Here is a 24200-nt window from a genome sequence, read left to right on the forward strand (position 1 = left end):
ACAGGCGCGGGTCGGCTCCGGCTGGTAAACGGATCGACTCCGGCCGGGAGTCGATCCTACGTGGTCTCCGGGACGACCCACGAACGGTCATCCACAGGGGCGACCAGTTCTGGCCGGGGCCGCTCCGGCTCGCCCTCGCCCGCGGTGATCGCCACGATGTCGTTGCCGCCGCCACGCTTTGCCTGGTACATGGCCGCGTCGGCCCTCGCCAGCGCCCGCACGGCGGTCTCCTGCGGACGCAGGGACACGACGCCGATCGACAGCGTCACACCGTGGGACAAATCATTCGGCAGGTTCGCCACGGCGTTGACCGCGCGGCGCAGCGCGGCCTCCGCGGCGTAGAGCGGGGCGCCGGGGAGCAGGACGATGAACTCGTCGCCGCCGTAGCGGGCGACCATGTCGCTCCCGCGAAGCGCGTCCCGCAAAGTGCTCGCGACAACCCGCAGGACGTCGTCGCCCTCGGCGTGCGACATCCGGTCGTTGACGCCCTTGAAGCCGTCCAAGTCGACCAGCGCGATCGCCAGCGGGTGGTTGTTGGGGGAGGTCGACAGCGTCTCTAGACGCTCATCAAGAGCGCGCCGGTTCGGCAGGCCGGTAAGCGGGTCCTGCAGTGCCTGGCGGGCGATCGCGCCGTGCATCCGGGAGAGCCGCTCGTGCTCGCGACGGGTGTTGAGGGTGGCGATCCGCGACTCACGCATGTCCCAGAGCTGAGCTTCCAACTCGGTCGCGTAGTGCTCCAGCGCGCCCGTGGTCCGCTCGCCGCCCTCGGGACCGGACAGGCGCGCGTACTCACGGATCAGGCACAGTCGCAGGGTCGGCTCGGCGGCCTCCTGGTACATCCGGGACCGCGCGTCGGCGAGCACCGCGACGGCCTCTTCCTCGCGGCCCTCGTGCTCCAGGCAGCGGGCCAACGCGATCGCCACGATCACCAGTTCGCGCGGGTAGCTGCCGGAGTCGAGCAGGTGCCGGAGCCTGCCGATGTGCGCGGCCGACGGCTGCGCCAGCGCGAGCGCGGCGCCGACGATCGGGTCCTGGTCGGCGGCCGAGCGGCTCGGGTCGCGCGGGAACAGAGACTCGCGGAACGGCGCCTCGATGGCCACGGCGATGGCGGCGGCCGTGGCGAACCGCTCGGCGGCGCGCTCGTCCTCGCCGATGCGCTCCAGCCGCAGGCCCCAGCCCAGCAGCAGGCGAGCCCGGTTCATCAGGTGCACGGCGATCAGGTGCGGCCCGGCACTCGCGCGGATGCACTTGTGCGCCCGGGTCATGACCTGGTCGGCGACCTCGTAGACGCCGAGCTGGGTGAGCACGGTGCCGATGTCCATCAGGGTGGACGCCATGATCATGTCCCAGGTGCGGCCACCGAGCATGACGTCCGGGGTGATGTCCTCGTCGAGCATGGCCAGGGCCACGGCGGCCTCGGTCAGCGCGGCGTCCTCGGCCCCCGCCAGCAGCAGCCTGCGTCCGCGCAGCGCGTGCGCGTCGGCCTGCAGGACGAGGAGTCCGTGTCTACGCGTGTGCGCGAGCAGTTCGTCGAGGAGGGGCTCGGCGGAGTCGGCCAACTCGTTGTTGACCACACGCACCGCGACCGCGGAACGCAGGAGTTGGGCGACCATCCGCGGCTCGCCGCGGTGCTGGGCCTCGGCGAGGAGTCGGTCGACCTCGTCGGTGTACTTCAGCCGTTCGGGGACCGAGGTGGTCTGGATGATGGCGAGCAACTCGCGAGCGCGACCGACCAGCCAGGCGTCGGAGCGCTCCTCCAACGCGGGCAGATCCGGCTCGACCCGCTGCTCGTCGTCCACGAAGGCTGGTGCACCCCTTTTCGAGGTCCGGTAATACGTCCACCTATCGCTTGCTTCACCACTGTCGCCACTGCTCCGCCGCCAGGATTCGAACCTGAACCATTGGAACCAAAATCCAAGGTGCTGCCTTTACACCACGGCGGATCGCGAGCGGGCCCGCCGCTCGATGGGGACATCGTGGCACGGGTGTCCGCTGGCAGGCAGCAGTACCCGCTGGATTGGTCCCCGGTCGCGTCCGATCGGGTGTTAGCACCGTCACAAGTCTTATAACCAGTGACCGAACGGATGCTGAGCGTTTCTTGTCGGATCAACATCATCGGTGTCGACAACAGGTCATGCGTCGAAATTGGAGGTCTCGGCACTGGCTTCTCCGGGTAGCCCGTCCTTACGCTGACGTAAGTTACGGCTCCGTAGGCGAGGGGTGCCTCACCTGCGGGCGGCGGAAGGAGCGAACACCCATGACGACCACGGCGGACCCGAAAGTCGGCGGCGGTCCCAAGCCCATCATCGAGGGCAGGCGCAACCTCGCGACCCGGATCGCGGTGTACATCTTCATCCTCGTGCCCTTCGCCGCGCTGATCGCGGCGGTGCCCCTCGCGTGGGGCTGGGGGCTGGGGTGGGTGGACCTCATCCTCGCGGTTTTCTTCTTCTACCTTTCGGGTCTGGGCGTGACTGTCGGTTACCACCGCCTGTTCACCCACGGCTCCTTCAAGGCGAACCGGCCACTGAAGATCACCCTCGCGGTCATGGGCAGCATGGCCGTGCAGAGCCCGCCGATCACCTGGGTCGCCGACCACCGGCGCCACCACGCCTTCTCCGACCGCGAGGGCGACCCGCACTCCCCGTGGCTGTTCGGCACGTCACCGATGGCCCTGGCCCGAGGCTTCTGGCACGCGCACATGGGCTGGATCTTCGACCACGACGTCACCAACAAGGAGCGCTTCGCGCCCGACCTCATGGCCGACAAGGACATCGTGGCGGTCAACCGGCTCTTCGTGCTGTTCACCGGCCTGACCTTGGTCATGCCCGCGGTGCTGGGCGGGTTGATCACCTGGTCCTGGTCTGGCGCGCTGACCGCGTTCTTCTGGGCGGGCCTGGTGCGGATCGCGATCCTGCACCACGTCACGTGGTCGACGAACTCGATCTGCCACATGATCGGCGACCGCCCGTTCACCAGCCGGGACAAGGCGTCCAACTTCTGGCCCCTGGCCATCCTCAGCTTCGGCGAGTCCTGGCACAACCTGCACCACGCGGACCCGACCTGCGCCCGCCACGGTGTCCAGCGGGGCCAGATCGACACGTCGGCGAGGCTGATCTGGATCTTCGAGAAGCTCGGCTGGGCGACCGACGTCCGCTGGCCCACCGAGGCGCGCCTGGCGAAGATCGCCGCCAAGTAATCCCATCTCACCTCGCGCTCAGGCCGGGGCCTCTACTGTGGGTGCGGTGGCTAGGCGTCAATCCAAGACCGACCCGGAACCCGCGGTGGCCCGCGTCCGCATGACGGGCAAGGAGCGCAGACAGCAGCTCCTCGACGTCGCACGGGCGCTCTTCGCGGAGAAGGGCTTCGACGGCACCTCCATCGAGGAGATCGCCCACCGGGCCAACGTCAGCAAGCCGGTGGTCTACGAACACTTCGGCGGTAAGGAAGGCATCTACGCGGTAGTGGTGGACCGCGAGATGCACTCCCTGATGGACGGCATGACCGAAGCCCTCTCCGAAGACGCCCACCCGCGGCTGTTGTTGGAACGAGCCGCCGGTGCCCTGCTCAACTACATCGAGGGCTCGACGGACGGCTTCCGCATCCTGGTCCGCGACTCCCCGGTCGCGTCGTCGACCGGCACCTTCTCGAGTTTGCTGAACGACATCGCCAGCCAGGTCGAGCACATCCTGGGCATCCAATTCAGCAAGACCGGCTACGAACCGAAGCTCGCGGCGCTGTACGCCCAGGCGCTGGTCGGCATGGTCGCGCTGACCGGGCAGTGGTGGCTGGAGGTGCGCAAGCCGAAGAAGAACGAGGTCGCCGCGCACCTGGTGAACCTGGCGTGGAACGGACTGTCCCACTTGGAGGGAAAGCCCACCCTGCGCGAACGGGGCTAGTGGCCGCTGGCGGGATCCCTAGGACGGAACCACTCGCAGGAGTTTGTCGTTGTCGCCGTTTGAAGTGGTGACGTACAGGGCGCCGTCCGGCCCGGTGCGGGCGGCGCGGATCCTGCCGAAGGCGTCGTTGAATTCCGGGGGGATCGATACCGAGGTGACCTTGCCCGCCGGGTCCAGGGTGAACAACATCAGCTTCGCGCCTTTCAGGGCGGTCACCACCAACGCTCCGTCGAGGGTGCCCCACTGGGATCCGCGGAGGAAAGTGGCCGCGCAGATGGCTTCCGTGGTCTCGCCGGACTGCCAGATCGCGGGGACCGCGTCCGGGAACCGCTTCAGGTCGGTCATCGGGACGGACTCGTCGTAACCGCTGACGGTGCCGCCCTGCGACGGGTCCCAGCCATAGTTCGCGCCCGCCCTCAGCACGTTCAGCTCGTCGTTCTTGTCCGGGCCGTGTTCGGCGACCACGACCTGTCCGCCCTCGCGCAGTGCGACGCCCTGGACGTTGCGGTGGCCGAAGGTGTACACCCGCGATCCGGGGATCGGGTTGTCCGGCAACGGTTCCCCGGTCTTCAGGTCGACCCGCAGCACCTTCCCGCCGAGCGATGACATGTCCTGCGAGACGTTGCCCCGCGCCGTGTCGCCAGTGCCCACGAGCAGCGCCCCGTCGGCGGCGAGGGTCGGGCGGCAGCCGGAGTGTCGGCCACTCGCCGCGAGGGGAAGACCGGTGACCAGTTCACGAACCCGGGTGGCGACCTTCTCGTCCTCGGTCAGCCGCCAGGTGACCAGGCGGATGTCCCTGGGTTCGCCGTTCTCCTGGTGCGTCTGACAAGTCGTGAACTCCCGGCTCGTCGCGAAGTCCGGGTGCACCACCAGCCCCATGAGCCCGCCTTCACCGCGGACGGCGACCGTGGAAGTGTCCGCCTTCAGCGTGGTGACCGTCGCTCCGGGGGCGGCTGACGACAGCAGCGCCATGTCGCCCGTCCGCTGTGTGACCAGCACCTTGCCGTCCGGCAGGAACCCGATGTCCCACCCGTGGGTCAGGCCGCTCGCCACCGTCTCCACCCGCAGGCCAGGGGTGACGGCGCTGGGCGGCGGGGACGACTCGGGGATCTCGCCGGTGCCTGCGGAAGACGTGCATCCGGCGACGAAGGTGGCGGCGAGCAACACAGCAGTACGCATGCTGATCAGGATGCGCCTCGACGCGTCTGACCGCCGTGTGTTGGCATCCTCCCCACCTGATAACAGGGTATTCCAACAGCGACTACCCCAAGAGGAGGAGGTCGCGTTGAAGTTCACGGTTCGCAGTCTCGCCCAACGGCGGGCCTCCCCGTGCGGTCACGGCATGCCCTGCCGCGAATCGAATATTCAGCGCCGCGTTCACATCCGCGTTGCAGGGCTGCAGCCGCAAAAGTCGGGCCTTCTCAGTTCCGCGCAAGGCGGGCACTGACAAGAGCTCCCCGGTGGACAGCGCCGCCGAGACCGTGACACCGCGATCCACTCCGATCATCGCACCCGTGTCCGGCGCGGCGATGGGTGCAGATGGAGCGGCGAACGCCACATGCCAACGCCCCACCCGGTCATGGGGTGACCCGATAAGACTTCACACCGTAGGCGACCGCCCGCGACCAGCGAAACCGCACCCAAAACAGGAGACCCTGCCGGCCGGCACCCGCGCGGACCAGTCGCTCTCCCGCTCCCGATTCCTCCCCAGTGTGAACGCCGGAACATCCTGGCGATATCCCGGTGACCGGCATCTCGGTGGCGCGGCACCTACCGGCGGTTAGGGTTGGACGGTGAGCGAGTACCTGAGGCTGGACATCGTCGATTCCGTCGCGACGCTGGTCATAGACCGTCCCGCGAAGCGCAACGCGCTCAGTTTCGACATGTGGGCGGGCATCCCCAAGCTGGTCGCCGAGGTGGCCGCCGACGACTCCGTGCGCGTGCTGCTGCTGACCGGCGGCGAGCACTTCTCCGCGGGCGCCGACATCAGCGAGTTCGCCGAACTGCGTGCCGACGCCGCGGGCGCCCGCCGCTACGCCGAAGGCATCCACACCGCCACCGACGCGTTGACCGGGCTGGCCAAGCCGACGATCGCGGCGATCAACGGGTTCTGCATCGGCGGGGGCTGCGAGATCGCCCTGGCCTGCGACCTGCGCGTCGCCGCGGACAACGCCCAGTTCGGCATCACCCCGGCCAAGCTCGGCATCGTCTACATGCTCCCGTCGACCAAGCAGCTGGTCGACGCGGTCGGCCCCGCGTGGGCCAAGCAGATCCTCTTCAGCGCCGACATCATCGACGCCGCCACCGCCCTGCGCATCGGGCTGGTCAACGAGCTGCACGCGCCCGGCGACGTCATCAAGCGCGCCACCGAGCTGGCCCACACCATGGCCGCCCGCTCCCAGGTGACCATCCGCGGCGCCAAGGAGATCATCGGTCGGATCACCGCAGGCCGGTTCGAAGAGGACGAAGCCGTGCACGCCCTCTACGCGGGATCAGCGGAGAGCGCCGACTACGCCGAGGGTGTCCGCGCCTTCCTGGACAAGCGCACCCCGAAGTTCTGACCCCGCGAGAGCCGAACTCACTGTCCTGAACGTTGAACTCACTGTCCTGAACGTTGAACTCACTGTCCTGAACGGGCGACTCGCGCCCGTTGGTGGACACCCGCGAGTCGCCTGTTCAGGACAATGAGTTCAACGCTGGAGACGATGAGTTCTACGTTTGGGACAGTGAGTTCTACGTTCGGGACAGTGAGTTCAGACTTGGAGGGTCACGAGCTCGGTGGCCAGGTTCGTCCTGGCACTCGTCTCCCAGTGCGCAAGCGCTTGCGGGGTGCGGTAGAGCGCGGGTAGGTCGAGCAGGTGGCGCAAGACGGCGGCGCGGCCGGCGCGGAACGCGTCATCCGGGACGTGCGCGTATTCGGCGCGGACGGCCGCGGCGTAGTCCGAGTACGCCGGGGAGGCCAGGATTGCCAGGTCGGCGTCGCAGAGCACTTCGCCGTTGGTGTCCCCGGGGTCGGTCACGTGACCCGCGGTCAGCCGGACCAGCCGCGCGACCTCGGCGACCGCCGCCGCGTCCAAGCCCAGCCCGGTCAGCTCCGCCGACGCCAACTGGGCGCTGTCTTCCTCATCCGTTCCAGTGCCCTTGTAGACGGCGTCGTGGTACCAAGCCGCGAGGCGGACAAGGTCCGGGTCGGCGGCGTGTTCGGCCAACTCGTCCACGTGCCCGAGCACCGCCCGCAGGTGCGCGAGGTCGTGATACCTGCGGTGCGGCTCACCCCATCGCGCGAGCAGTTCCCGACCGATGTCGTGCCCGGCTACACCGAGCCGACCCAGCAGCGCGTCCCATTGATCCAGCACGCGCCCGACGTTATCCGCGAGCGGACTGTCGGTGCTACGCCGTAGGGTGGTGGCGAGAACCCCTCCGAGGCTCCGCTTGTGCTCCAAGGTCCCGGGCAGGGGTCTGTTTCGCGTCTCCCACCGGCGAAGGACACTCGTGTCGAAGGCCCCGCTCCACCCCCTTCTCGAATCCCTGCTGCCCGTCGCGGCCGACATCGTCGAAGCCGCGGGCGCCCCGACGCTCGACCTCGCCGGTCCCGTCGCCGCCCGCCCCCTGGTCGTGGCCGCGCTCGCCGAGGGCGCCGACCGGCCCGTCCTGGCCGTCACCGCCACCGGCCGCGAGGCAGACGACCTGGTGGCCGTCCTGGGCGATCTGATCGGCCACGACGTCGTCGCCGACTTCCCGTCATGGGAGACGCTGCCCCACGAGCGCCTCTCGCCCCGCGCCGATACCGTCGGGCGCAGGCTCGCGGTGCTGCGCAGGCTCGCGCACCCCGAGGAGGGCGGCCCGATCAAGGTCGTCGTCGCCACCGTCCGCAGCCTGATCCAGCCGATGGCGCCCGGCTTGGGCGAACTCGCCCCCGTGCGGCTGAAGGTCGGGGAGGAGCAGGACTTCGAAGCGGTCCTGGTCCGGCTCTCCGACCTCGCGTACCTGCGCGTGGACATGGTCGAGAAGCGCGGCGAGTTCGCGGTGCGCGGCGGCATCGTCGACCTGTTCCCGCCGACGGCGGAGCACCCGGTCCGGGTGGAGTTCTGGGGCGACGAGGTCTCCGAGATCCGCTCGTTCGCGGTGGCCGACCAGCGGTCCCTGCCCGGCGAGCTCACGGAGATCACCGCGCCGCCGTGCCGGGAACTGTTGCTCACCAAGGGTGTCCGCGAGCGCGCCGCCGCCTTGGCCGAGCTCCACCAGGCCGACGCGCACCTGCACGAGATGCTCGACAAGCTCGCCAACGGCATCCCGTCCGAGGGCATGGAGGCGTTGATCCCGGCGCTGTGCCAGGGCGAGATGCAGATGCTCACCGACGTGGTCCCCGCGGGCACCCACGTCCTGCTCAATGACCCGGAGAAGATCCGCACGCGCGCGCACGACCTGGTGCGCACCGGCCAGGAGTTCCTAGAGGCGTCGTGGATGGCCGCGGCCACCGGCGGCAAGGCACCCATCGACCTCGGCGCTTCCGCTTATCGAGACCTCGGCGACGTGGCCGCGCACGCCCGCGACGGCGACCACCCGTGGTGGACGCTGTCCCAGCTCACCGGCGGCGACGCGATCCAGGTCGCGTTCCGGCCGGTCGAGGCCTATCGCGGCGAGATCGCCCGCGCCTTCGCCGACCTGCGCGCGCACACCGCCGCGGGCGGCACCGGCGTCCTCGTCGTCCCCGGTCTCGGTACCGCGAAGCGCGCTGTCGAACAGCTCGCGGAAGCCGACGTCCCGGCGAAACTGATCGAGGGCGAGCTGACCGAGCCGCCCGCCCCAGGCATCGTCACCGTGGTCCGCGGCGCCATCGAGGACGGCTTCATCGCGGGCGACTTGGTCGTGCTGACCGAGTCCGACCTGACCGGCGGCAGGCATGGCACCTCCACCAAGGACATGTCGACCAAGATGCCGTCGCGGCGGCGCAACGCGGTCGACCCGCTGGCCCTGCGGACCGGCGACTTCGTGGTCCACGAGCAGCACGGCATCGGGCGCTACATCGAGATGGTGCAGCGCACGGTCGCGGGCGCGACCCGCGAATACCTGGTGCTCGAATACGGCAGCTCCAAGCGCGGCCAACCCGGCGACCGGCTGTTCGTGCCGACCGACCAGCTCGACGAGATCTCCCGCTATGTCGGCGGCGAGATGCCCACGCTGAACAAGCTCGGCGGGTCGGACTGGAAGAACACCAAGGCGAAGGCCAAGAAGGCGGTCAAGCAGATCGCCGCACAGCTCGTCCAGCTCTACGCCGCCCGGCAGGCCGCCCCCGGCCACGCCTTCGGCCCGGACACCCCGTGGCAGCGTGAACTCGAGGACGCCTTCCCGTTCACCGAGACGATGGACCAGCTCGCCGCGATCGACGAGGTCAAGGCCGACATGATGCGCGGCGTCCCGATGGACCGGGTCATCTGCGGCGACGTCGGCTACGGCAAGACCGAGATCGCGGTCCGCGCGGCGTTCAAGGCCGTGCAGGACGGCAAGCAGGTCGCCGTGCTGGTGCCCACGACGCTGCTCGCCCAGCAGCACCTCAACACCTTCGCCGGCCGGATGCACTCGTTCCCGGTGACGGTCAAGGGATTGTCGCGGTTCACCCACGGCCAGGAGTCCGAGGAGACCATCCAGGGGCTCGCCGACGGGTCGGTCGACATCGTCATCGGTACTCACCGTCTACTGCAGACAGGCTTGCGGTACAAGGATTTGGGCCTGGTGATCGTCGACGAGGAGCAGCGCTTCGGCGTCGAGCACAAGGAGCACATCAAGGCCCTGCGCACGCACGTCGACGTGCTGACCATGTCCGCCACGCCGATCCCGCGAACGCTGGAGATGTCGTTGGCGGGCATCCGCGAGATGTCGACGATCCTGACCCCGCCAGAAGACCGGCACCCGATCCTCACCTACGTCGGCGCGTACGACGACAAGCAGGTCGCCGCCGCCATCCGCCGTGAACTGCTGCGCGACGGCCAGGTCTTCTACGTGCACAACCGCGTGTCGTCGATCGAGAAGGCCGCGCGCAGGCTGCGTGAACTGGTCCCGGAGGCGCGGATCGTCACCGGGCACGGCCAGATGAACGAGGACAAGCTCGAGCACCTCATCCAGGGCTTCTGGGAACGCGAGTACGACGTGCTCGTCTGCACCACGATCGTCGAGACCGGCCTGGACATCTCCAACGCCAACACGCTGATCGTCGAGCGCGGCGACATGCTCGGCCTGGCCCAGCTGCACCAGCTGCGTGGCCGGGTCGGCCGCGGCCGGGAACGCGGCTACGCCTACTTCCTCTACCCGCCCGAGTCCCCGCTCACCGAGCACGCGCACGACCGGCTCGCGACCATCGCGCAGAACACCGAACTCGGCGCGGGCATGGCAGTGGCGATGAAGGACCTGGAGATCCGCGGCGCGGGCAACATCCTCGGCGCCGAGCAGTCAGGTCACATCGCGGGCGTCGGCTTCGACCTCTACGTGCGTCTGGTCGGCGAGGCCGTCGAGGCGTTCCGCAAGCACGCGGGCGCTCCCGGTGCGGAGGACGAGGAGGAGCTTGCCGACGTCCGCATCGATCTCCCGGTCGACGCGCACATCCCGCACGACTACGTCCCCGGCGAGCGGCTGCGCCTGGAGGCCTACCGCAAGCTCGCCGCGGCCCCGGACGTCGCCGGTCTCGACGCGGTCCGCGAGGAACTGGTCGACCGCTACGGCGAGCCGCCCACCCCGGTGGTGAACCTGCTCGCGGTCGCCGCGTTCCGGCAGACCTGCCGTGCGCACGGGGTCACCGAGGTGATCGCGCAGGGGAGCAACATCCGCTTCGCGCCGATGCCGCTGCGTGACTCTCAGATGGTGCGGCTCAAGCGGCTCTACCCGAAGGCCGTGCACAAGGCGGTCACCGACACGATCACCATCCCGCGGCCCACGGAGGGCGCGGCGGGAGGTCGGATGGGCGCTCCGGTGCTGCGGGACCGTGACCTGCTCGACTGGTGCGCGAAGTTCCTGGAGTCCCTCGCGCAGACGCCGGCGGTGGTCTCCTGACCTCGCCCAGCCGTAACCCGATAGTGAAGCCGCGGCGAGCGCTGTGAGAGGCTACGGCACTGTGACCACCGTCATTCGTCGTCGACGCCCGCTCGTCGTCCTGCTCGCCGTGTTCGGGCTGCTGCTCAGCGCCTGTTCGACGGGGCCGGGCCAGGCCAACGCCGCCGCCATAGTCAATGGCAAGACCATCGGGGTCGACCGGGTGCAGGAGCTGGTGGACAAGGCCCGACAGGCCGAGCCCGCCGTCCAGCAGCTCGCCGACCAGCGCAAGCTCGACCTGCTCTCGCGGGCCGTGCTGCGCCAGTTGGTCCTGCACGAGCTCATCGCGGCGCACACCGCCAAGGAGACCCTGGCGATCAACGAGGCCACGGTCACCGAGCTGGCCGGTCAGCTGACCAGCTCGCTGCAGCCGCTGCCGACCGACGGGTCCGCCTCGCCGGAGCAGATCGTCGACCAGGCGGTCAACCGGGCCTTCGAGCCCACCGAGATCGCCCGGGACTACCTCGCGCTGGCCGAGATCGGCCGCAAGCAGGCTCCAGGGCTGTCGGTCACGTTCGACTTCACCCTCGTCGCCCCGGGCGGCCCGGACGACAAGCCGGGCTCGCTGCGCGAGAAGGCCATCGCCAAGGCCAACCAGCTCGCGGTGGGCCTCGACGAGGCGGGCAAGATCATCGACGCCGACATGGCGGGCGGTCTGCAGGCGGCCCGCGGCGAGACCATCACGCCGTCGCTCGCACCGGACATCGCGGGAAGCGTCCTGTTCGGCGCCCCGCTCAACAGCGTGATCGCCTTCCAGCCCAACCCGCAGAACGCGGGCTGGGTGGTCGCCGTGATCCGCAAGCGCGAGACCAACGCCACCCCGGGCCCCGACGACAAGCCCGCCGACGCCCGGCTGGCCACGACCCTCGGCCCACGCATGCTGCAGGACACCTCCCAGCGGGTGGGCGTGGAGATCAGCCCGCGCTACGGCGTGTGGGACCTCGCGGGCATGGAGATCGCGCCGAGCGAGGGCGAGACCAAGGGCGTCGTCATCCCGATCAAGAACGCCGGTCAATGACCGTCGCGGTGGTGCTGGTTCGCGGGAACACGATTCCGGCGGAGGCGGTGCCACTGCTTCGCGCGGCGGTGAAGGTGTACGTCGCGGGTGAGGTCGACCCGGCTCTGGGCGATGCGCCGATGCCCGCTGATGTCGCCGCAGAGGCGGGCGAGGTCGTGGTGCTGACGTCGTCGTTGGACGCGGTCGCCGAGTTGGTCGCGGCCGGCTCGCCGGTGCACGTCACAGCGGGTGCGGGCCTCGTGGCCGCCGCCCAGGTCATGGACCGGCTGCGCTCGCCCGGGGGTTGCCCCTGGGACGCCGAGCAGACGCACGACTCGCTGCGGCAGTACCTCGTCGAGGAGTGCTTCGAGCTGCTCGAGGCGATCGAGGAAGGCGACCGTCCGGCCCTGCGCGAGGAACTGGGCGACGTCCTGCTCCAGGTTCTCTTCCACTCGCGCGTGGCCGAGGAGGACGGCGAGGACCCGTTCACCATCGACGACGTAGCGGCCGAGCTGGTCGCGAAGCTCGTCGGCAGGCATCCGCACGTGTTCGCGGGCGGTGACCCCGCGGTCCGCGACGCGGCGACTCAGGAAACCCGCTGGGAAGAGCTCAAGCAGCAGGAGAAGCGCCGCGAGTCCAGTGTGGACGGGGTGGCGATGGGCCAGCCCGCGCTCGCCCTCGCGGCCAAGCTGGCGCAGCGCACGGCTCGCGCGGCACTGCCCGGCGACCTGCTGCCCAAGCACACAGACGTCGGCTCCCGCCTGTTCGACCTCGCCGCGCTGGCGAAGCTCGCCGGGCAGGACCCGGAGGCCGAACTGCGCGCCGTGGCTCGCCGTTTCGCGAGTCAGGTCCGCGAGGCGGAGCGCTCCGCCAAGGCGAGCGGCGAGCCCGAGATGACCCACGAAATCTGGCGAAAGCACTGGCCGCACTGACCACCTGTGGACAACTTCGGGCGGATGTCGGCGGTTCTCAGTAACTTGGGGGAGTGACCGACGCCTACCTCCGATTTCCCCATCTACACCAGGACCTGATCACCTTCGTCGCCGAGGATGATGTGTGGCTGGCCCCGGTCGACGGCGGCCGCGCCTGGCGGGTGTCCGCCGACAAGGTGCCCGTGCGAAACCCGCGATTCTCGCCTGACGGAAGCACTCTGGCCTGGGCGAGCACCCGTGACGTCGAGCCGGAGGTGCACGCCGCGCCGGTCGACGGCGGGCCGAGCGACCGGCTGACGTACTGGGGCGACGTCAACACCTCCGTGCTCGGGTGGACACCCGAGGGTGAGGTCATCGCGAACACCACGACCGGGCGGTCGTCCATCCGGCACCGCTGGGCGCACGCGGTCCCGCTGTCGGGCGGGCCGAGCCGGGTGCTCCCGTACGGCCCGCTGGACGCCCTGTCGATCGGGCCGGACGGTGTGCTTGTCGGTTCGGTGATCTCGGTCGAACCCGCGTGGTGGAAGCGTTATCGCGGCGGCACGGCGGGCAAGGTGTGGCTCGATCGCGAGGGCCGAGGCGAGTTCCGGCGTATTCTGTCCGAAGTGGACGGACATATCGTGTCGCCGATGTGGGTCGGCGGCCGCGTCGCGTTCCTGTCCGACCACGAGGGCATCGGGAACATCTACTCGTGCGACCCGGACGGCGGCGACCTCCGCGCGCACAGCGACCACAAGTTCTACGCCCGCAACCCCAGTACCGACGGCACGCGGGTGATCTACCACAGCGCGGGATCACTCTGGCTGCTCGACAGCCTCGACGCCGAACCCCGCGAACTCGACGTCCGGCTCGGCGGCTCGCGGGGATCCCGCCAGCCCTACCGGCTTTCACCCGCGCGCTTCCTCGGCGACGTCGGGCCGGATTCCACGGGCCGGGCCAGCGCGGTCGAGGTGCGCGGGACCGTGCACTGGCTCACCCACCGCGACGGACCCGCGCGGGTGCTGTCGGTGGAACCTGGTGTGCGGGCACGGTTGCCGCAGGTCCTCGGCGACAGCGGCCAGGTTGTGTGGGTGACCGACGCGCAGGGCGAGGACGCCCTGGAGTTCGCCCCGGTCGAGGGGCGCGCGGCAGGGGTCAGCCCGCGCCGGGTGGGTGCGGGAGAGCTCGGGCGCGTGCTGGAACTGGCGGCCTCGCCGGACGGCAGGCGCGTCGGCGTCGTGACGCACGACGGCAGGCTGCTGCTCGTCGACGCGGACAGCGCCGAGATCCGCGAGGTGGTCAAGGCCCAGGAGATGGACCCGACCGGGCTGACCTTCTCGCCCGACTCGGGTTGGCTCGCGTGGTCGCATCCCGGCCCGGACCCGTTGCGGCACATCAGAATGGTCAACACCACCGATCTGTCCATTGTGGATGTCACGCCGCTGCGGTTCGTCGATTCCGATCCGGCGTTCACCCAGGACGGCAAGCACATCGCGTTCCTGTCCACCCGCAGCTTCGACCCGATCTACGACGTGCACGTGTTCGACCTGTCCTTCGCCAACGGCAGCAGGCCCTACCTGGTGCCGCTCGCCGCCACCACGCCGTCGCCGTTCGCGCCGCTGCGCGAGGGCAGGCCGTTCGGCGACGCCGACGACAAGGACAAGTCCGACGGCGACAAGTCCGACGGCGACGTGCCGCGCACGGGCGTCGACATCGAAGGCATCGCCGACCGGGTAGTCGCCTTCCCGGTCGCCGCGGCGCGCTATTCGCAGTTGCGCGCGGCGAAGGGTGGCGTGCTCTGGCTGTGCGATCCCCTTGTCGGCTCGTTGGGCGACGACCTCGACGACCTCGGCGAAGACGCGCCGCGGGCCGCGCTGGAGCGGTTCGACCTGGCCAAGCTCAAGGCCGACACGCTCGTCGACGGTCTCGACGAGTTCTGGACCAGCGGCGACGGGCACCGCGTCGTCGTCCGCGACGGCACGACACTGCGGGTCCTGCCCGCCGACCGCAGGCCGGATTCCGACGACGGCTCCGAGGACAACATCACCGTCGACCTGAGCCGGATCCGCGTCGAGATCGACCCGGCCGCCGAGTGGCGCCAGTCGTTCGACGAGGCGGGCAGGCTCATGCGCGACCACTTCTGGCGCGCGGACATGGGCGGCGTCGACTGGCCGGGCGTGCTCGACCGGTACCGCCCGCTCGTGGAAACCCTTGGCTCCCACGACGAACTGGTCGACCTGCTGTGGGAGGTGCAGGGCGAACTGGGCACGTCCCACGCCTACCTCTTCCCGCCTGGCACCGGCACCGACAACAAGCGCAGGCTTGGCCTCCTCGGCGCGGATTTTGCTTGCGACGATGACGGTCGCTGGCGGATCAAGAGGATCGTGCCGGGTGAGAGCTCCGATCCGCGCGCCCGCTCACCGCTGCGTGCTCCGGGCGTGGCCGCGCGCGTCGGCGACGCGATCGTCGAGGTCGACGGCAGGCCGGTCCAGCCCGCCCAGGGCCCCGCGCCGCTGCTGGTCGGGACCGCGGGCAATCCGGTCGAGCTGACGATCGCCCCCAAGGGCGGCGGCGAGAACCGGCGGGTCGTGGTTGTCCCCCTGCTTGACGACATGCCGCTGCGCTACCAGGCCTGGGTCGCGGGCAGGCGCGACCACGTCCACGCCGCGACCGGCGGGAAGGTCGGCTACCTGCACGTTCCCGACATGGTCGCCAGCGGCTGGGCCCAACTCCACCGCGACCTTCGCCTGGAGATGCGCCGCGACGCGGTGGTCGTCGACCTCCGGGAGAACCGCGGCGGGCACCTGTCGCAGCTGGTCATCGAGAAGCTCAGCCGCAAGATCGTCGGCTGGTCCCGCGCCCGCGACGGCTACTACGACGAGACCTACCCCCTCGACGCCCCGCGCGGCCCGATCGTCGCCGTCGCCGACGAGTTCTCCGGCTCCGACGGCGACATCGTCAACGCCGCCATCCAAGCCCTCGGCATCGGCCCGGTGGTCGGCACCAGGACGTGGGGCGGCGTCATCGGGATCGACAACAGGTACCACCTCGTCGACGGCACCCTGATCACCCAGCCCCGCTACGCCACCTGGATGCGCGGCCCCGGCTGGGGCGTCGAGAACCACGGCGTCGCCCCGGACGTCGAGGTCGTGGTCACCCCCCAAGACCACGCCGCGGTCCGCGACCCCCAACTCGACACCGCCATCCGCCTGGCGTTGGAGGGCTTATCCGCGAACCCGGCAGCCACGCCACCCGACCTGCCCGCACTGGACTGACCGCGACACGCTGTCCACGATCTTGGAAATCCTGAGGGAGGCCCAGGGGGAACTGGGCGAGGGGCGCACAGAGGACGCGTCCTACGCGCTGGACGAGGCCCGCGACCGGGTGCGAGAGATGCTCGACAGGTACGGCGAAACGCTGGGCGAGCATGGCTGGACATCGCACGGCTGCGCTATGGCTCAACACCGCATGGGTGCGCCATGGCTCAGCACCAGGTGCCGCGCCGTCGGGCCGCCGCCAGCTCCCGCCGGCTCGGCTCGGGGCGGGCGGATCCGTTGAGCATGTCGTGCGCATGCTCAGTGTTCGGGAGTTGCCCGAACACTGGCGGGCGTCGGCGGTGCCTGGGCTGGCTGGCGCGCGACGGTGCGCCCACCGAGCCGTCGTGGGCTGGGAACGCACCGATGCTTCCGGGTCAGGGCAGGGAAGCGGGCAGGTCGAAGGCGGGGAAGTGTTCCGCGCCGATGAAGGAGGTGATCTCGGCGATTCGGTTGTCGCGGAAGGTGAGGACGTTGATCGACCACGCGGTGTGGTCGCCCACGCCGGTGGCGCACAGGTAGGAAGCCACGGCGGGTTGGCCGTTGGCGGCGATGGTGACGTGTCGCCAGCTTCCGCAGGTGCCCATGGGGACCTGGGTGGCGAAGTCGGCGACGGCGGCCAAGCCCTCGTACCAGTGCGGCAGCGGCGGCATCGACCAGGTGACGTCCTCGGTCAGCAGGGCGACGAGTGCGGCGGCGTCGCCGCGTTCCAGGGCGGTGGCGTAGTCGGAGACGATTTCGCGCAGGTGGGTGTCGTCGAGTTTGCGCAGGGTCTGCTGCTGGGTGCGGGCGGGGACCTTCTCCGCGACGATCTTGCGTGCCCGGGCCAAAGCCGAGTTCACCGACGCGGTCGACGTGTTCATCGTGGCGGCGATCTCCGCCGCGGAGAAGCCGAGGACCTCGAAGAGCAGCAGTGCCGCGCGCTGGTTGCCCGGGAGGTGTTGCAGGGCGGCGACGAAGGCGAGTTCGACGGCTTCGCGCTGCTCGTAGCGGGCGCCCGGCGCGTTCGGGCCGAAGTCGCCGTCCGGGTATGGGCCTAGCCACGCGACGTCGGTCAGCGGGGCTGTCTCCGCCACCGCGCGGGTGCTCGACGGGCCGAGGTCGACGGGCATGGCCCGTCTGCCGCGCGTGCCGACGGCGTCCAGGCACGTCCGGGTCGCCACGGTGTACAGCCAGGAGCGCAGCGACGCGCGGCCCTCGAAGCCCGCGAGACCGCGCCAGGCGCGCAACAACGCGTCCTGCAGAGCGTCGTCGGCGTCGTGGGTGGAGCCGAGCATGCGGTAGCAGTGGGCGTGCAGTTCCCGGCGCAGCGGGCGCACAAGGCGGCCGAAGGCCTCGTCGTCCCCGGCGCGGGCGAGCACCAGGTCGGGGTCGGCCGCGGCCACTTCGCTCACGAGCGCCGATTCTGCCTCATCGCGGCAGCCGTTATCCCGAAACGGACAAGTCGCGGCGAGCGGCCGACGAGCACCCGCCGGACCGGCACCATGGACACCATGGGATTCGACGGCGACACCGAGCGAATGATCCGGGCGAACGAGGCCAACTGGGACGCGCGCACTCCGATCCACGTGGCCAGCGACTTCTACAGCGTGGCCACCCGCGACCCCGGCGACTGGTTCGCCGACTACGAGTGGTCCGACCTCGGCGACGTCGAGGGCAAGGATGTGGCCCACCTGCAGTGCCACATCGGCGCGGAGACCCTCGCGTTCGCCCGCCGCGGCGCGCGGGTGGTGGGGCTCGACATCAGTGGCGAGTCGGTTGCCGCCGCCCGACGGATCGCCGAGGCGGCCGGGCTGGCCGCACAGTACGTCCGGTCGGACGTCTACGCGGCGGCCGAGGCGTTGGGGCGCAACAGGTTCGACCTCGTCTACACCGGCAAGGGCGCGCTCTGCTACCTGCCCGACCTCACCGCGTGGGCCGCGCAGGTCAGCGCCCTGCTGCGCCCCGGGGGCCAGTTCTACCTCGTCGAGTTCCACCCGCTGCTCGACGCGCTCGGGCCGATCCCGGCCGCCGACGGGAGCGAGGACCTGCTGCTGCGCCACGACTACCTCGCGGGCCGCGGCCACCTCCGGATGGACGGGTCACGCACCTACACCGACGGTCCCGGCCTGCCCGACGACCTGGCGTACTACGAGTGGCGCCACGGCCTCGGCGAGATCGTCACCGCCCTCGTCCGCGCCAGGCTGCGGATCACCCTGCTGCGCGAGTCCGAGGAGATCCCATGGTCCCGCTGGACGGCGATGACCAGCACCGCAGGGGTGTGGCACCGGCTGCCGGACAGCGCTCCACGCATCCCGCTGATGTTCGCTGTCAAGGCCGTCAAGGAGCCGTGATCGGCTCGTTTCGGACAATGCGGCGCTTGCGGCAACGTAACCTGGTCGGGTGACGCCGACCTCCACTCCCGTGCCGCCGGCACCGCTGCCCCCGAGTCCTTCGCGACCCGGCAGGCGCGGGCTGGTCGCCCGGCTGCTGGTCGCCGCGGTCCTCCTGGCGACGGTCGCCGGAGCGGCGACGCTGGTCGTCAAGGCCGACCAACCCGCCGAACGCGAGACCGTGGAACGGTTCCGCGTGCCCGACCTGAATGTCGTGCCCGGCACCGCGCTTCCGCAGGCCAGGTCCCTGCCGAGCGGCTCGGACGTGCGCCTGTGGGCGGAGCGGGTCGGCCCGGCGACCGACATCCCGGTCCGCACCCTGATCGCCTACGTCAACGCCGATCTCGCCACCCGCGCCGACAACCCCGGCTGCAACCTCACGTGGGCGACGCTCGCGGGCATCGGCCGCGTCGAGTCCCACCACGGCCATTTCCGCGGCACCCGCGTCACCGACGAGGGCAACCTCACCAAACCGATCATCGGCGTGCCGCTCGACGGGTCGCCCGGTGTGCAGGCCATCCGCGACACCGATGGCGGCGCGCTCGACGGGGACCGCGAGTGGGACCGCGCGGTCGGCTCGATGCAGTTCCTCCCGACCACCTGGGGCAGGTGGGCGCAGCGCGCCAACGGCGACGGCGCCCCGCCCAACCCGCAGAACGTCGACGACGCCGCGCTCACCGCGGCCCGCTACCTGTGCGCGAGCGGCGGCGACCTCGCCACCGGCGAAGGCTGGTGGAAGGCCGTGTTCACCTACAACAAGTCGCTGGAGTACGGCCGCGACGTCTACAGCGGCGCCGACGCCTACGCCCGCAAGGTCGCCGAACTCGGCTAGGACCTGGGCCCTAGCGGTCGCGCTGCAACGCGATCCGCGCGTTCACCTCGCCCAGCGCCTCCTGGTACTCCGGCAGCGGGTTCATCGCCACCGCGAGCCGCAGTTGGGTCAGCGCCTCGGCGAACCGGCTCTGCCGTTGCAGTGTGCGACCGAGCGCGAACATCGCGTAGTGATCAGTGGGATCGAGTTCCAGGACCCGGCGGAACGCCGCCTCGGCGCGCCGGAACTGCGCCGAGTTCAGATACGCCCGGCCCGCCAGCGACTGCACGCTCGGCGTGTCCGGCGCGGCCTCCAGGACCGGGCCCAGCGCGGCGAGGGCGTCCAGGGGTCTGTGGTGCGCGACCAGGGACTCCGCCCGCCGAAACGCCTCGAAGGTACCGCTGCCGTCCTCGCTCATAATCCGCTCACAATACGGGGGAGATTGATGTTCCTCGACCTCCGTACGGGGGTTGATCAGCGCCCGCCCGACGTGCCTTCGGCAAGCCGCCCACCCGCCCCGCTAGGCTCGTCTCGGAGTACGTAGCACGCTTTGTGAGGAGCACCACGTGGCGGTCATCGAGCAGGTCGGCGCACGCGAGATCCTGGACTCGCGCGGCAATCCCACCATTGAGGTGGAGGTCGCGCTGGACGACGGGACCCTGGCGCGAGCGGCGGTCCCGTCCGGGGCGTCGACGGGCGAGCACGAGGCCGTCGAGCTTCGCGACGGCGACCCGAAGCGCTACGGCGGCAAGGGCGTGGAGAAGGCCGTCACCGCGGTCCTCGACGAGATCGGTCCCGAGCTGGCAGGTATCGACGCGGTCGACCAGCGCATCGTCGACCAGAAGCTGGTCGACCTCGACGGCACGCCGGACAAGTCGCGCCTGGGCGCCAACGCCATCCTCGGCGTCTCCCTGGCCGTGGCGAAGGCGGCGGCCGAGTCCAGCGGCCTGGAGCTGTTCCGCTACCTCGGCGGCCCGAACGCGCACGTGCTTCCGGTGCCGATGCTCAACATCCTCAACGGCGGCGCGCACGCCGACACCGACGTGGACATCCAGGAGTTCATGATCGCGCCGATCGGCGCGGAGAGCTTCCGCGAGGGTCTGCGCTGGGGCACCGAGGTCTACCACTCGCTCAAGTCCGTGCTGAAGGCCAAGGGCCTGGGCACCGGCCTCGGCGACGAGGGCGGCTTCGCCCCGAGCCTGGGCAACAACCGCGAGGCGCTCGACCTGATCCTGGTCGCCATCGAGAAGGCGGGCTACCGCCCGGGCCGCGACATCGCGCTCGCGCTCGACGTCGCCGCCACGGAGTTCTACTCCGACGGCGCGTACAGCTTCGAGGGCGCCAAGAAGAGCGCCGAGCAGCTCATCGCGTACTACACGCAGCTGATCAACGACTACCCGATGGTCTCCATCGAGGACCCGCTGTCCGAGGACGACTGGGACGGCTGGGTGCGCCTGACCGCCGAGATCGGCGAGCGCGTGCAGATCGTCGGCGACGACCTGTTCGTCACCAACCCCGACCGGCTCGAGGAGGGCATCGCCCGCCGCGCCGCGAACGCGCTGCTGGTGAAGGTCAACCAGATCGGCACCCTGTCGGAGACGCTCGACGCGGTCACCCTGGCCACGTCCTACGGCTACCGCAGCATGATGAGCCACCGCTCCGGCGAGACCGAGGACACCACGATCGCCGACCTCGCCGTCGCGACCGGTGTGGGCCAGATCAAGACCGGCGCGCCCGCCCGCGGTGAGCGCACCGCGAAGTACAACCAGCTGCTGCGCATCGAGGAGACCCTCGGCGACGCCGCGCGGTACGCGGGTGACCTCGCGTTCCCGCGCTTCACGCCGGAGTCCTGAGTCCGATGGCCGGGCGCGGAGGCGATCGGGGCGGCAGGCGCGGCGGGGCATCCGCCGCGCGCCGACCCGAGAGTGTCCGCCGCACGCGCCCGGCCGCGGCGGCTCCCGTGAAGGAGCCGCCCAAGCGGCAACCCGCCAAGCGCGCCACGCGGCTCGGCCCGCTCGGGCTGTCCACGACGCGCCGCGCCGCGGTGATCGCGACCGTCGTCGGCGCGCTGGCCCTGAGCGTGGCGGTGCCGTTGCGGACCTACCTGTCGCAGCGGTCCGACGTGCAGATACAGGAGCGGCGGCAGGCCGAGTTACGGGCCGAGGTCGAGGAACTGGAGCGGCGCAGGGCGCAGCTGGCCGATCCGGCGCAGATCCAGGCCGAAGCCAAGAGGAGATTGCGGTACGTGATGCCAGGGGAGACGCCCTACATGGTCGAGTTGCCCGCCGAGGCGGGTGGCCCCGGCGCGGGTCAGAAGCCGACCCACCCGATCTCGCAGCAGGCCTGGTACCAGGCGCTGTGGGACTCGGTGCACGGAGCGGGCCAGTGACCCTCGAGCCCGTCACCGAGGCCGACATCGCCATGGTCGCCCAGCAGCTCGGTCGGGTGCCGCGCGGCACCCGGGCTGTCGCGGCCCGCTGTCCCAGCGGTCACCCGTCGGTGATCCAGACTAGCCCGCGGCTGGAGGACGGCACGCCGTTCCCCACGCTGTACTACTTGACCTGCAACAAGCTCGCGTCGCAGATCTCCACCCTGGAGACCACCGGTCTCATGAAGGAGATGACCGACCGGCTCGCCGAGGACGAGGCGCTGGCCGCGCAGTACCTTGCCGCGCACAACGACTACCTGGCCGAACGTGACGCCATCGAGTCGCTGGGCACCGACGTCAGCGCGGGCGGCATGCCCACCCGGGTCAAGTGCTTGCACGTGCACGTCGCCCACGCCTTGGCCAAGGGGCCCGGCGTCAACCCGTTCGGCGACGAGGCCCTGGCCCTGCTGTCGGAGACCTACCCGACCGGCGACTGCGCCGCCCCGGCCTAAGCGGACGGCACCGCCAGGCCGGGCGTGACCCGGTCGACCAGAGCGGCGGTGTCGACCTCGGCGGGCAGCACCCCGAGCACTCCGCTGCGCTCGCCGAGGCGCGAGGCCAGGAAGGCGTCGGCGACCTCGGGGGCGTGCCGGACCAGGAGACTTCCCTGCAGGCACAGCGTGATCAGCTCGGCGACGCGTCGGGCCCGCGCGGGTGTGGCCACCTCGATCTCCGATTCCAGGTTTGAGACCGCCGCGTCCAACCGGGAATCGGCGCCCATGGTCGTGGCGAGTTCCTCGAACAGGGCGTCCACACTGGACGGCTCACGCGACATCGCCCGCAGCACGTCGAGCGCGGTGACATTCCCCGAGCCCTCCCAGATGGACATCAGCGGTGCCTCCCGGTAGAGCCGTGGCATACCGGATTCCTCGACGTAACCATTGCCGCCCAGACATTCCAGCGCTTCCGCCACGACCATCGGCGCGCGCTTGCAGACGAAGAACTTCGCCGCTGGCAGCGCGAGTCGCAGCAGCTCGCCGCCACTGTCCACTTCGGAGGCCAGGCGCAGCGCGAGTACGGTCGCCGCCTCGGACTCCAGCGCCAGGTCGGCGATCACCGCCGCCATGGCGGGCTGCTCGCGCAGCACGGCGCCGAATGCCGAGCGGTGGGCCACGTGGTGAGCCGCCTCCGACAGGGCGATCCGGATGCCCGCCGACGACCCGAGCACGCAGTCCAGCCGGGTCATGGTGACCATCTCGATGATCGTGCGGACCCCGCGGCCCTCCTCGCCGAGCCGCCAGCCGACCGCGTTCGCGTACTCGATCTCCGAGGAGGCGTTCGACTTGTTGCCGAGCTTGTCCTTGAGCCGCTGCAGCCGCAGCGCGTTGCGCGTGCCGTCGGGCAGCACTCGGGGAAGCACGAAGCAGGTGAGCCCGCCGGGGGCCTGGGCGAGGGTGAGGAACAGGTCGTTCATCGGCGCGGACGTGAACCACTTGTGCCCGACCAGGGTGTAGGTCCCGTCCGCGAGCGGGGTGGCGACGGTCGTGTTCGCCCGGACGTCGGAACCACCCTGTTTCTCGGTCATCGACATCCCGGCGAGGAGCCCCGCCTTGGCGCTCGGCTCCCGCAGGCCCGGGTCGTAGACCGGTGAGACGAGTCCCGGCTCGAACCGCGCGGCCACCTCAGGGCTGTGCCGCAGCGCGGGCACGGCCGCGTAGGTCATCGAGATCGGGCAGCCGTGGCCCGCCTCGACCTGCGACCACACCATGAACGCCGCGGCCCGCCGCAGGTGCGCGTGGCCGCCGCCCGCCCACGGGGCGCCGTGTAGCCCGTGGGCCACGGCGCGGCTCATCAGCCAGTGCCACGACGGGTGGAACTCGACCTCGTCGACCCGGTTGCCGTAGCGGTCGTGGGTGCGCAGGGTCGGCGGGTTCTCGTTGGCGAGCCTGCCGTGCTCGCGGGCGACCTCGGAGCCCGCTTCGACGGCCAGCGCCGACAGTGACCCGACGACGTCGTCCGATCCGAACGCCCGCAACGCCCCGACCAGTGCCGGATCGCAGGCCAGGGGGTCGAAACCGTGCAGAGGAGGGGCTTGGTTGGTGACCTTGTGGGTTGCGTCGAAGGGCTGCGGCGCGCTCATTACTTGAGAGTAATCCGCGTTGTCGTGCAACCTGAAGGACCGGCCATTCCGTCACGGACCAGTGACACATTGTGTCGCCGGTTAACAACAGGTACCCAGAAGTGCAGTTGTGTACAGACTTCCGGCCCTATTTGTCGCGAGATGTTACGAGGACGGTGACTCATGGCGATGAATGAGGCAGGGTAGACAGCCGGAGGAGCGTCACCCAGGTCGGTTACACGCCGGCGGCCAGACAAGCGAGGGGCTGATTTTCAGTGAGTGCGACGAAGTCCGGAGACTCCGGCAGGGGTAAGCGCACTGGCAAGCGA

General features: G+C 70.4%; 19 protein-coding genes and 1 tRNA gene. 13 read left to right on the forward strand and 7 right to left on the reverse strand.

The window, feature by feature from the left end; genetic code table 11:
- Window positions 1–56: 56 nt before the first annotated feature.
- Window positions 57–1799, reverse strand: a complete 1743-nt coding sequence (locus tag GPZ80_RS24265) for a GGDEF domain-containing protein (RefSeq protein WP_187223386.1) — start codon at window positions 1797–1799, stop codon at window positions 57–59.
- Window positions 1800–1872: 73 nt separating this feature from the next.
- Window positions 1873–1943, reverse strand: a tRNA-Gln gene (locus GPZ80_RS24270).
- 314 nt (window positions 1944–2257) lie between these two features.
- Between GPZ80_RS24270 and GPZ80_RS24275 the strand changes: the two genes are divergently transcribed.
- Window positions 2258–3196: an acyl-CoA desaturase gene (locus tag GPZ80_RS24275; protein WP_187223387.1), complete on the forward strand. Its 939-nt coding sequence runs from the start codon at window positions 2258–2260 to the stop codon at window positions 3194–3196.
- A gap of 100 nt (window positions 3197–3296) precedes the next feature.
- On the forward strand, window positions 3297–3896 hold the full coding sequence (locus GPZ80_RS24280) for a TetR/AcrR family transcriptional regulator (RefSeq protein ID WP_187223452.1): 600 nt from the start codon (window positions 3297–3299) through the stop codon (window positions 3894–3896).
- Between the two features lie 18 nt (window positions 3897–3914).
- Here the strand turns inward: GPZ80_RS24280 and GPZ80_RS24285 are convergent, their stop codons facing one another.
- The gene (locus tag GPZ80_RS24285; RefSeq protein WP_187223388.1) at window positions 3915–5075 is read right to left on the reverse strand and encodes a PQQ-dependent sugar dehydrogenase; all 1161 of its coding nucleotides are present in this window, start codon (window positions 5073–5075) and stop codon (window positions 3915–3917) included.
- 614 nt (window positions 5076–5689) lie between these two features.
- Here GPZ80_RS24285 and GPZ80_RS24290 point away from each other — a divergent pair.
- Complete coding sequence (locus tag GPZ80_RS24290; RefSeq protein WP_187223389.1) at window positions 5690–6457, forward strand: enoyl-CoA hydratase/isomerase family protein; 768 nt, start codon at window positions 5690–5692, stop codon at window positions 6455–6457.
- Between the two features lie 192 nt (window positions 6458–6649).
- Here the strand turns inward: GPZ80_RS24290 and GPZ80_RS24295 are convergent, their stop codons facing one another.
- Window positions 6650–7252, reverse strand: coding sequence for an HD domain-containing protein (locus tag GPZ80_RS24295; RefSeq protein WP_312880542.1), 603 nt, complete (start codon window positions 7250–7252; stop codon window positions 6650–6652).
- A 136-nt stretch (window positions 7253–7388) separates the two neighbouring features.
- On the opposite strand from GPZ80_RS24295, the gene mfd reads away from it, so the two are divergent.
- The 5 genes from mfd to GPZ80_RS34255 all read left to right on the forward strand — a co-directional run bounded on the left by mfd (window position 7389) and on the right by GPZ80_RS34255 (window position 16445).
- Window positions 7389–10940 (forward strand): transcription-repair coupling factor, encoded by a 3552-nt coding sequence (gene mfd / locus GPZ80_RS24300; RefSeq protein WP_187223390.1) that lies wholly within the window; start codon window positions 7389–7391, stop codon window positions 10938–10940.
- Between the two features lie 61 nt (window positions 10941–11001).
- Window positions 11002–11997 carry a SurA N-terminal domain-containing protein gene (locus GPZ80_RS24305; RefSeq protein WP_187223391.1) on the forward strand — a complete coding sequence of 332 codons (996 nt, stop codon included), beginning with the start codon at window positions 11002–11004 and terminating at the stop codon, window positions 11995–11997.
- Window positions 11994–12908: a nucleoside triphosphate pyrophosphohydrolase gene (locus tag GPZ80_RS24310; protein WP_187223392.1), complete on the forward strand. Its 915-nt coding sequence runs from the start codon at window positions 11994–11996 to the stop codon at window positions 12906–12908. Before GPZ80_RS24305 ends, GPZ80_RS24310 begins: the two co-directional genes overlap by 4 nt.
- A 53-nt stretch (window positions 12909–12961) precedes the next feature.
- Window positions 12962–16162, forward strand: a complete 3201-nt coding sequence (locus GPZ80_RS24315) for a S41 family peptidase (RefSeq protein ID WP_187223393.1) — start codon at window positions 12962–12964, stop codon at window positions 16160–16162.
- A 10-nt stretch (window positions 16163–16172) separates the two neighbouring features.
- Window positions 16173–16445, forward strand: a complete 273-nt coding sequence (locus tag GPZ80_RS34255; RefSeq protein WP_512699355.1) for a hypothetical protein — start codon at window positions 16173–16175, stop codon at window positions 16443–16445.
- A 133-nt stretch (window positions 16446–16578) separates the two neighbouring features.
- Here the strand turns inward: GPZ80_RS34255 and GPZ80_RS24320 are convergent, their stop codons facing one another.
- A complete protein-coding gene (locus tag GPZ80_RS24320) occupies window positions 16579–17595 on the reverse strand; it encodes a sigma-70 family RNA polymerase sigma factor (RefSeq protein WP_187223394.1) in 1017 nt (338 codons plus the stop codon).
- 99 nt (window positions 17596–17694) lie between these two features.
- Here GPZ80_RS24320 and GPZ80_RS24325 point away from each other — a divergent pair, with 99 nt between their 5' ends.
- Together GPZ80_RS24325 and GPZ80_RS24330 are read left to right on the forward strand one after the other, a co-directional pair.
- Window positions 17695–18534 carry a class I SAM-dependent methyltransferase gene (locus GPZ80_RS24325; protein WP_187223395.1) on the forward strand — a complete coding sequence of 280 codons (840 nt, stop codon included), beginning with the start codon at window positions 17695–17697 and terminating at the stop codon, window positions 18532–18534.
- A gap of 49 nt (window positions 18535–18583) precedes the next feature.
- Window positions 18584–19405, forward strand: a complete 822-nt coding sequence (locus GPZ80_RS24330) for a lytic transglycosylase domain-containing protein (protein ID WP_312880543.1) — start codon at window positions 18584–18586, stop codon at window positions 19403–19405.
- A gap of 10 nt (window positions 19406–19415) precedes the next feature.
- Here GPZ80_RS24330 and GPZ80_RS24335 read toward each other — a convergent pair whose 3' ends face one another.
- Window positions 19416–19802, reverse strand: a complete 387-nt coding sequence (locus tag GPZ80_RS24335; RefSeq protein ID WP_187223396.1) for a tetratricopeptide repeat protein — start codon at window positions 19800–19802, stop codon at window positions 19416–19418.
- A gap of 148 nt (window positions 19803–19950) precedes the next feature.
- Here GPZ80_RS24335 and eno point away from each other — a divergent pair, with 148 nt between their 5' ends.
- From eno to GPZ80_RS24350, 3 genes are read left to right on the forward strand one after another with little or no spacing between them, the layout of a single operon-like run.
- Window positions 19951–21237, forward strand: a complete 1287-nt coding sequence (gene eno / locus GPZ80_RS24340) for a phosphopyruvate hydratase (RefSeq protein ID WP_187223397.1) — start codon at window positions 19951–19953, stop codon at window positions 21235–21237.
- A 5-nt stretch (window positions 21238–21242) separates the two neighbouring features.
- Window positions 21243–21773 carry an FtsB family cell division protein gene (locus GPZ80_RS24345; protein WP_187223398.1) on the forward strand — a complete coding sequence of 177 codons (531 nt, stop codon included), beginning with the start codon at window positions 21243–21245 and terminating at the stop codon, window positions 21771–21773.
- Window positions 21774–21805: 32 nt separating this feature from the next.
- Window positions 21806–22264 (forward strand): DUF501 domain-containing protein, encoded by a 459-nt coding sequence (locus GPZ80_RS24350; protein WP_187223455.1) that lies wholly within the window; start codon window positions 21806–21808, stop codon window positions 22262–22264.
- Here the strand turns inward: GPZ80_RS24350 and GPZ80_RS24355 are convergent.
- Window positions 22261–23892 (reverse strand): acyl-CoA dehydrogenase family protein, encoded by a 1632-nt coding sequence (locus tag GPZ80_RS24355; protein WP_187223399.1) that lies wholly within the window; start codon window positions 23890–23892, stop codon window positions 22261–22263. The two genes, GPZ80_RS24350 and GPZ80_RS24355, sit on opposite strands and share 4 nt — an antisense overlap.
- Window positions 23893–24200 lie beyond the last annotated feature (308 nt).

Origin of the sequence: Actinokineospora xionganensis (genome assembly GCF_014323725.1) — a bacterium.
Lineage (GTDB): Bacteria > Actinomycetota > Actinomycetes > Mycobacteriales > Pseudonocardiaceae > Actinokineospora > Actinokineospora xionganensis.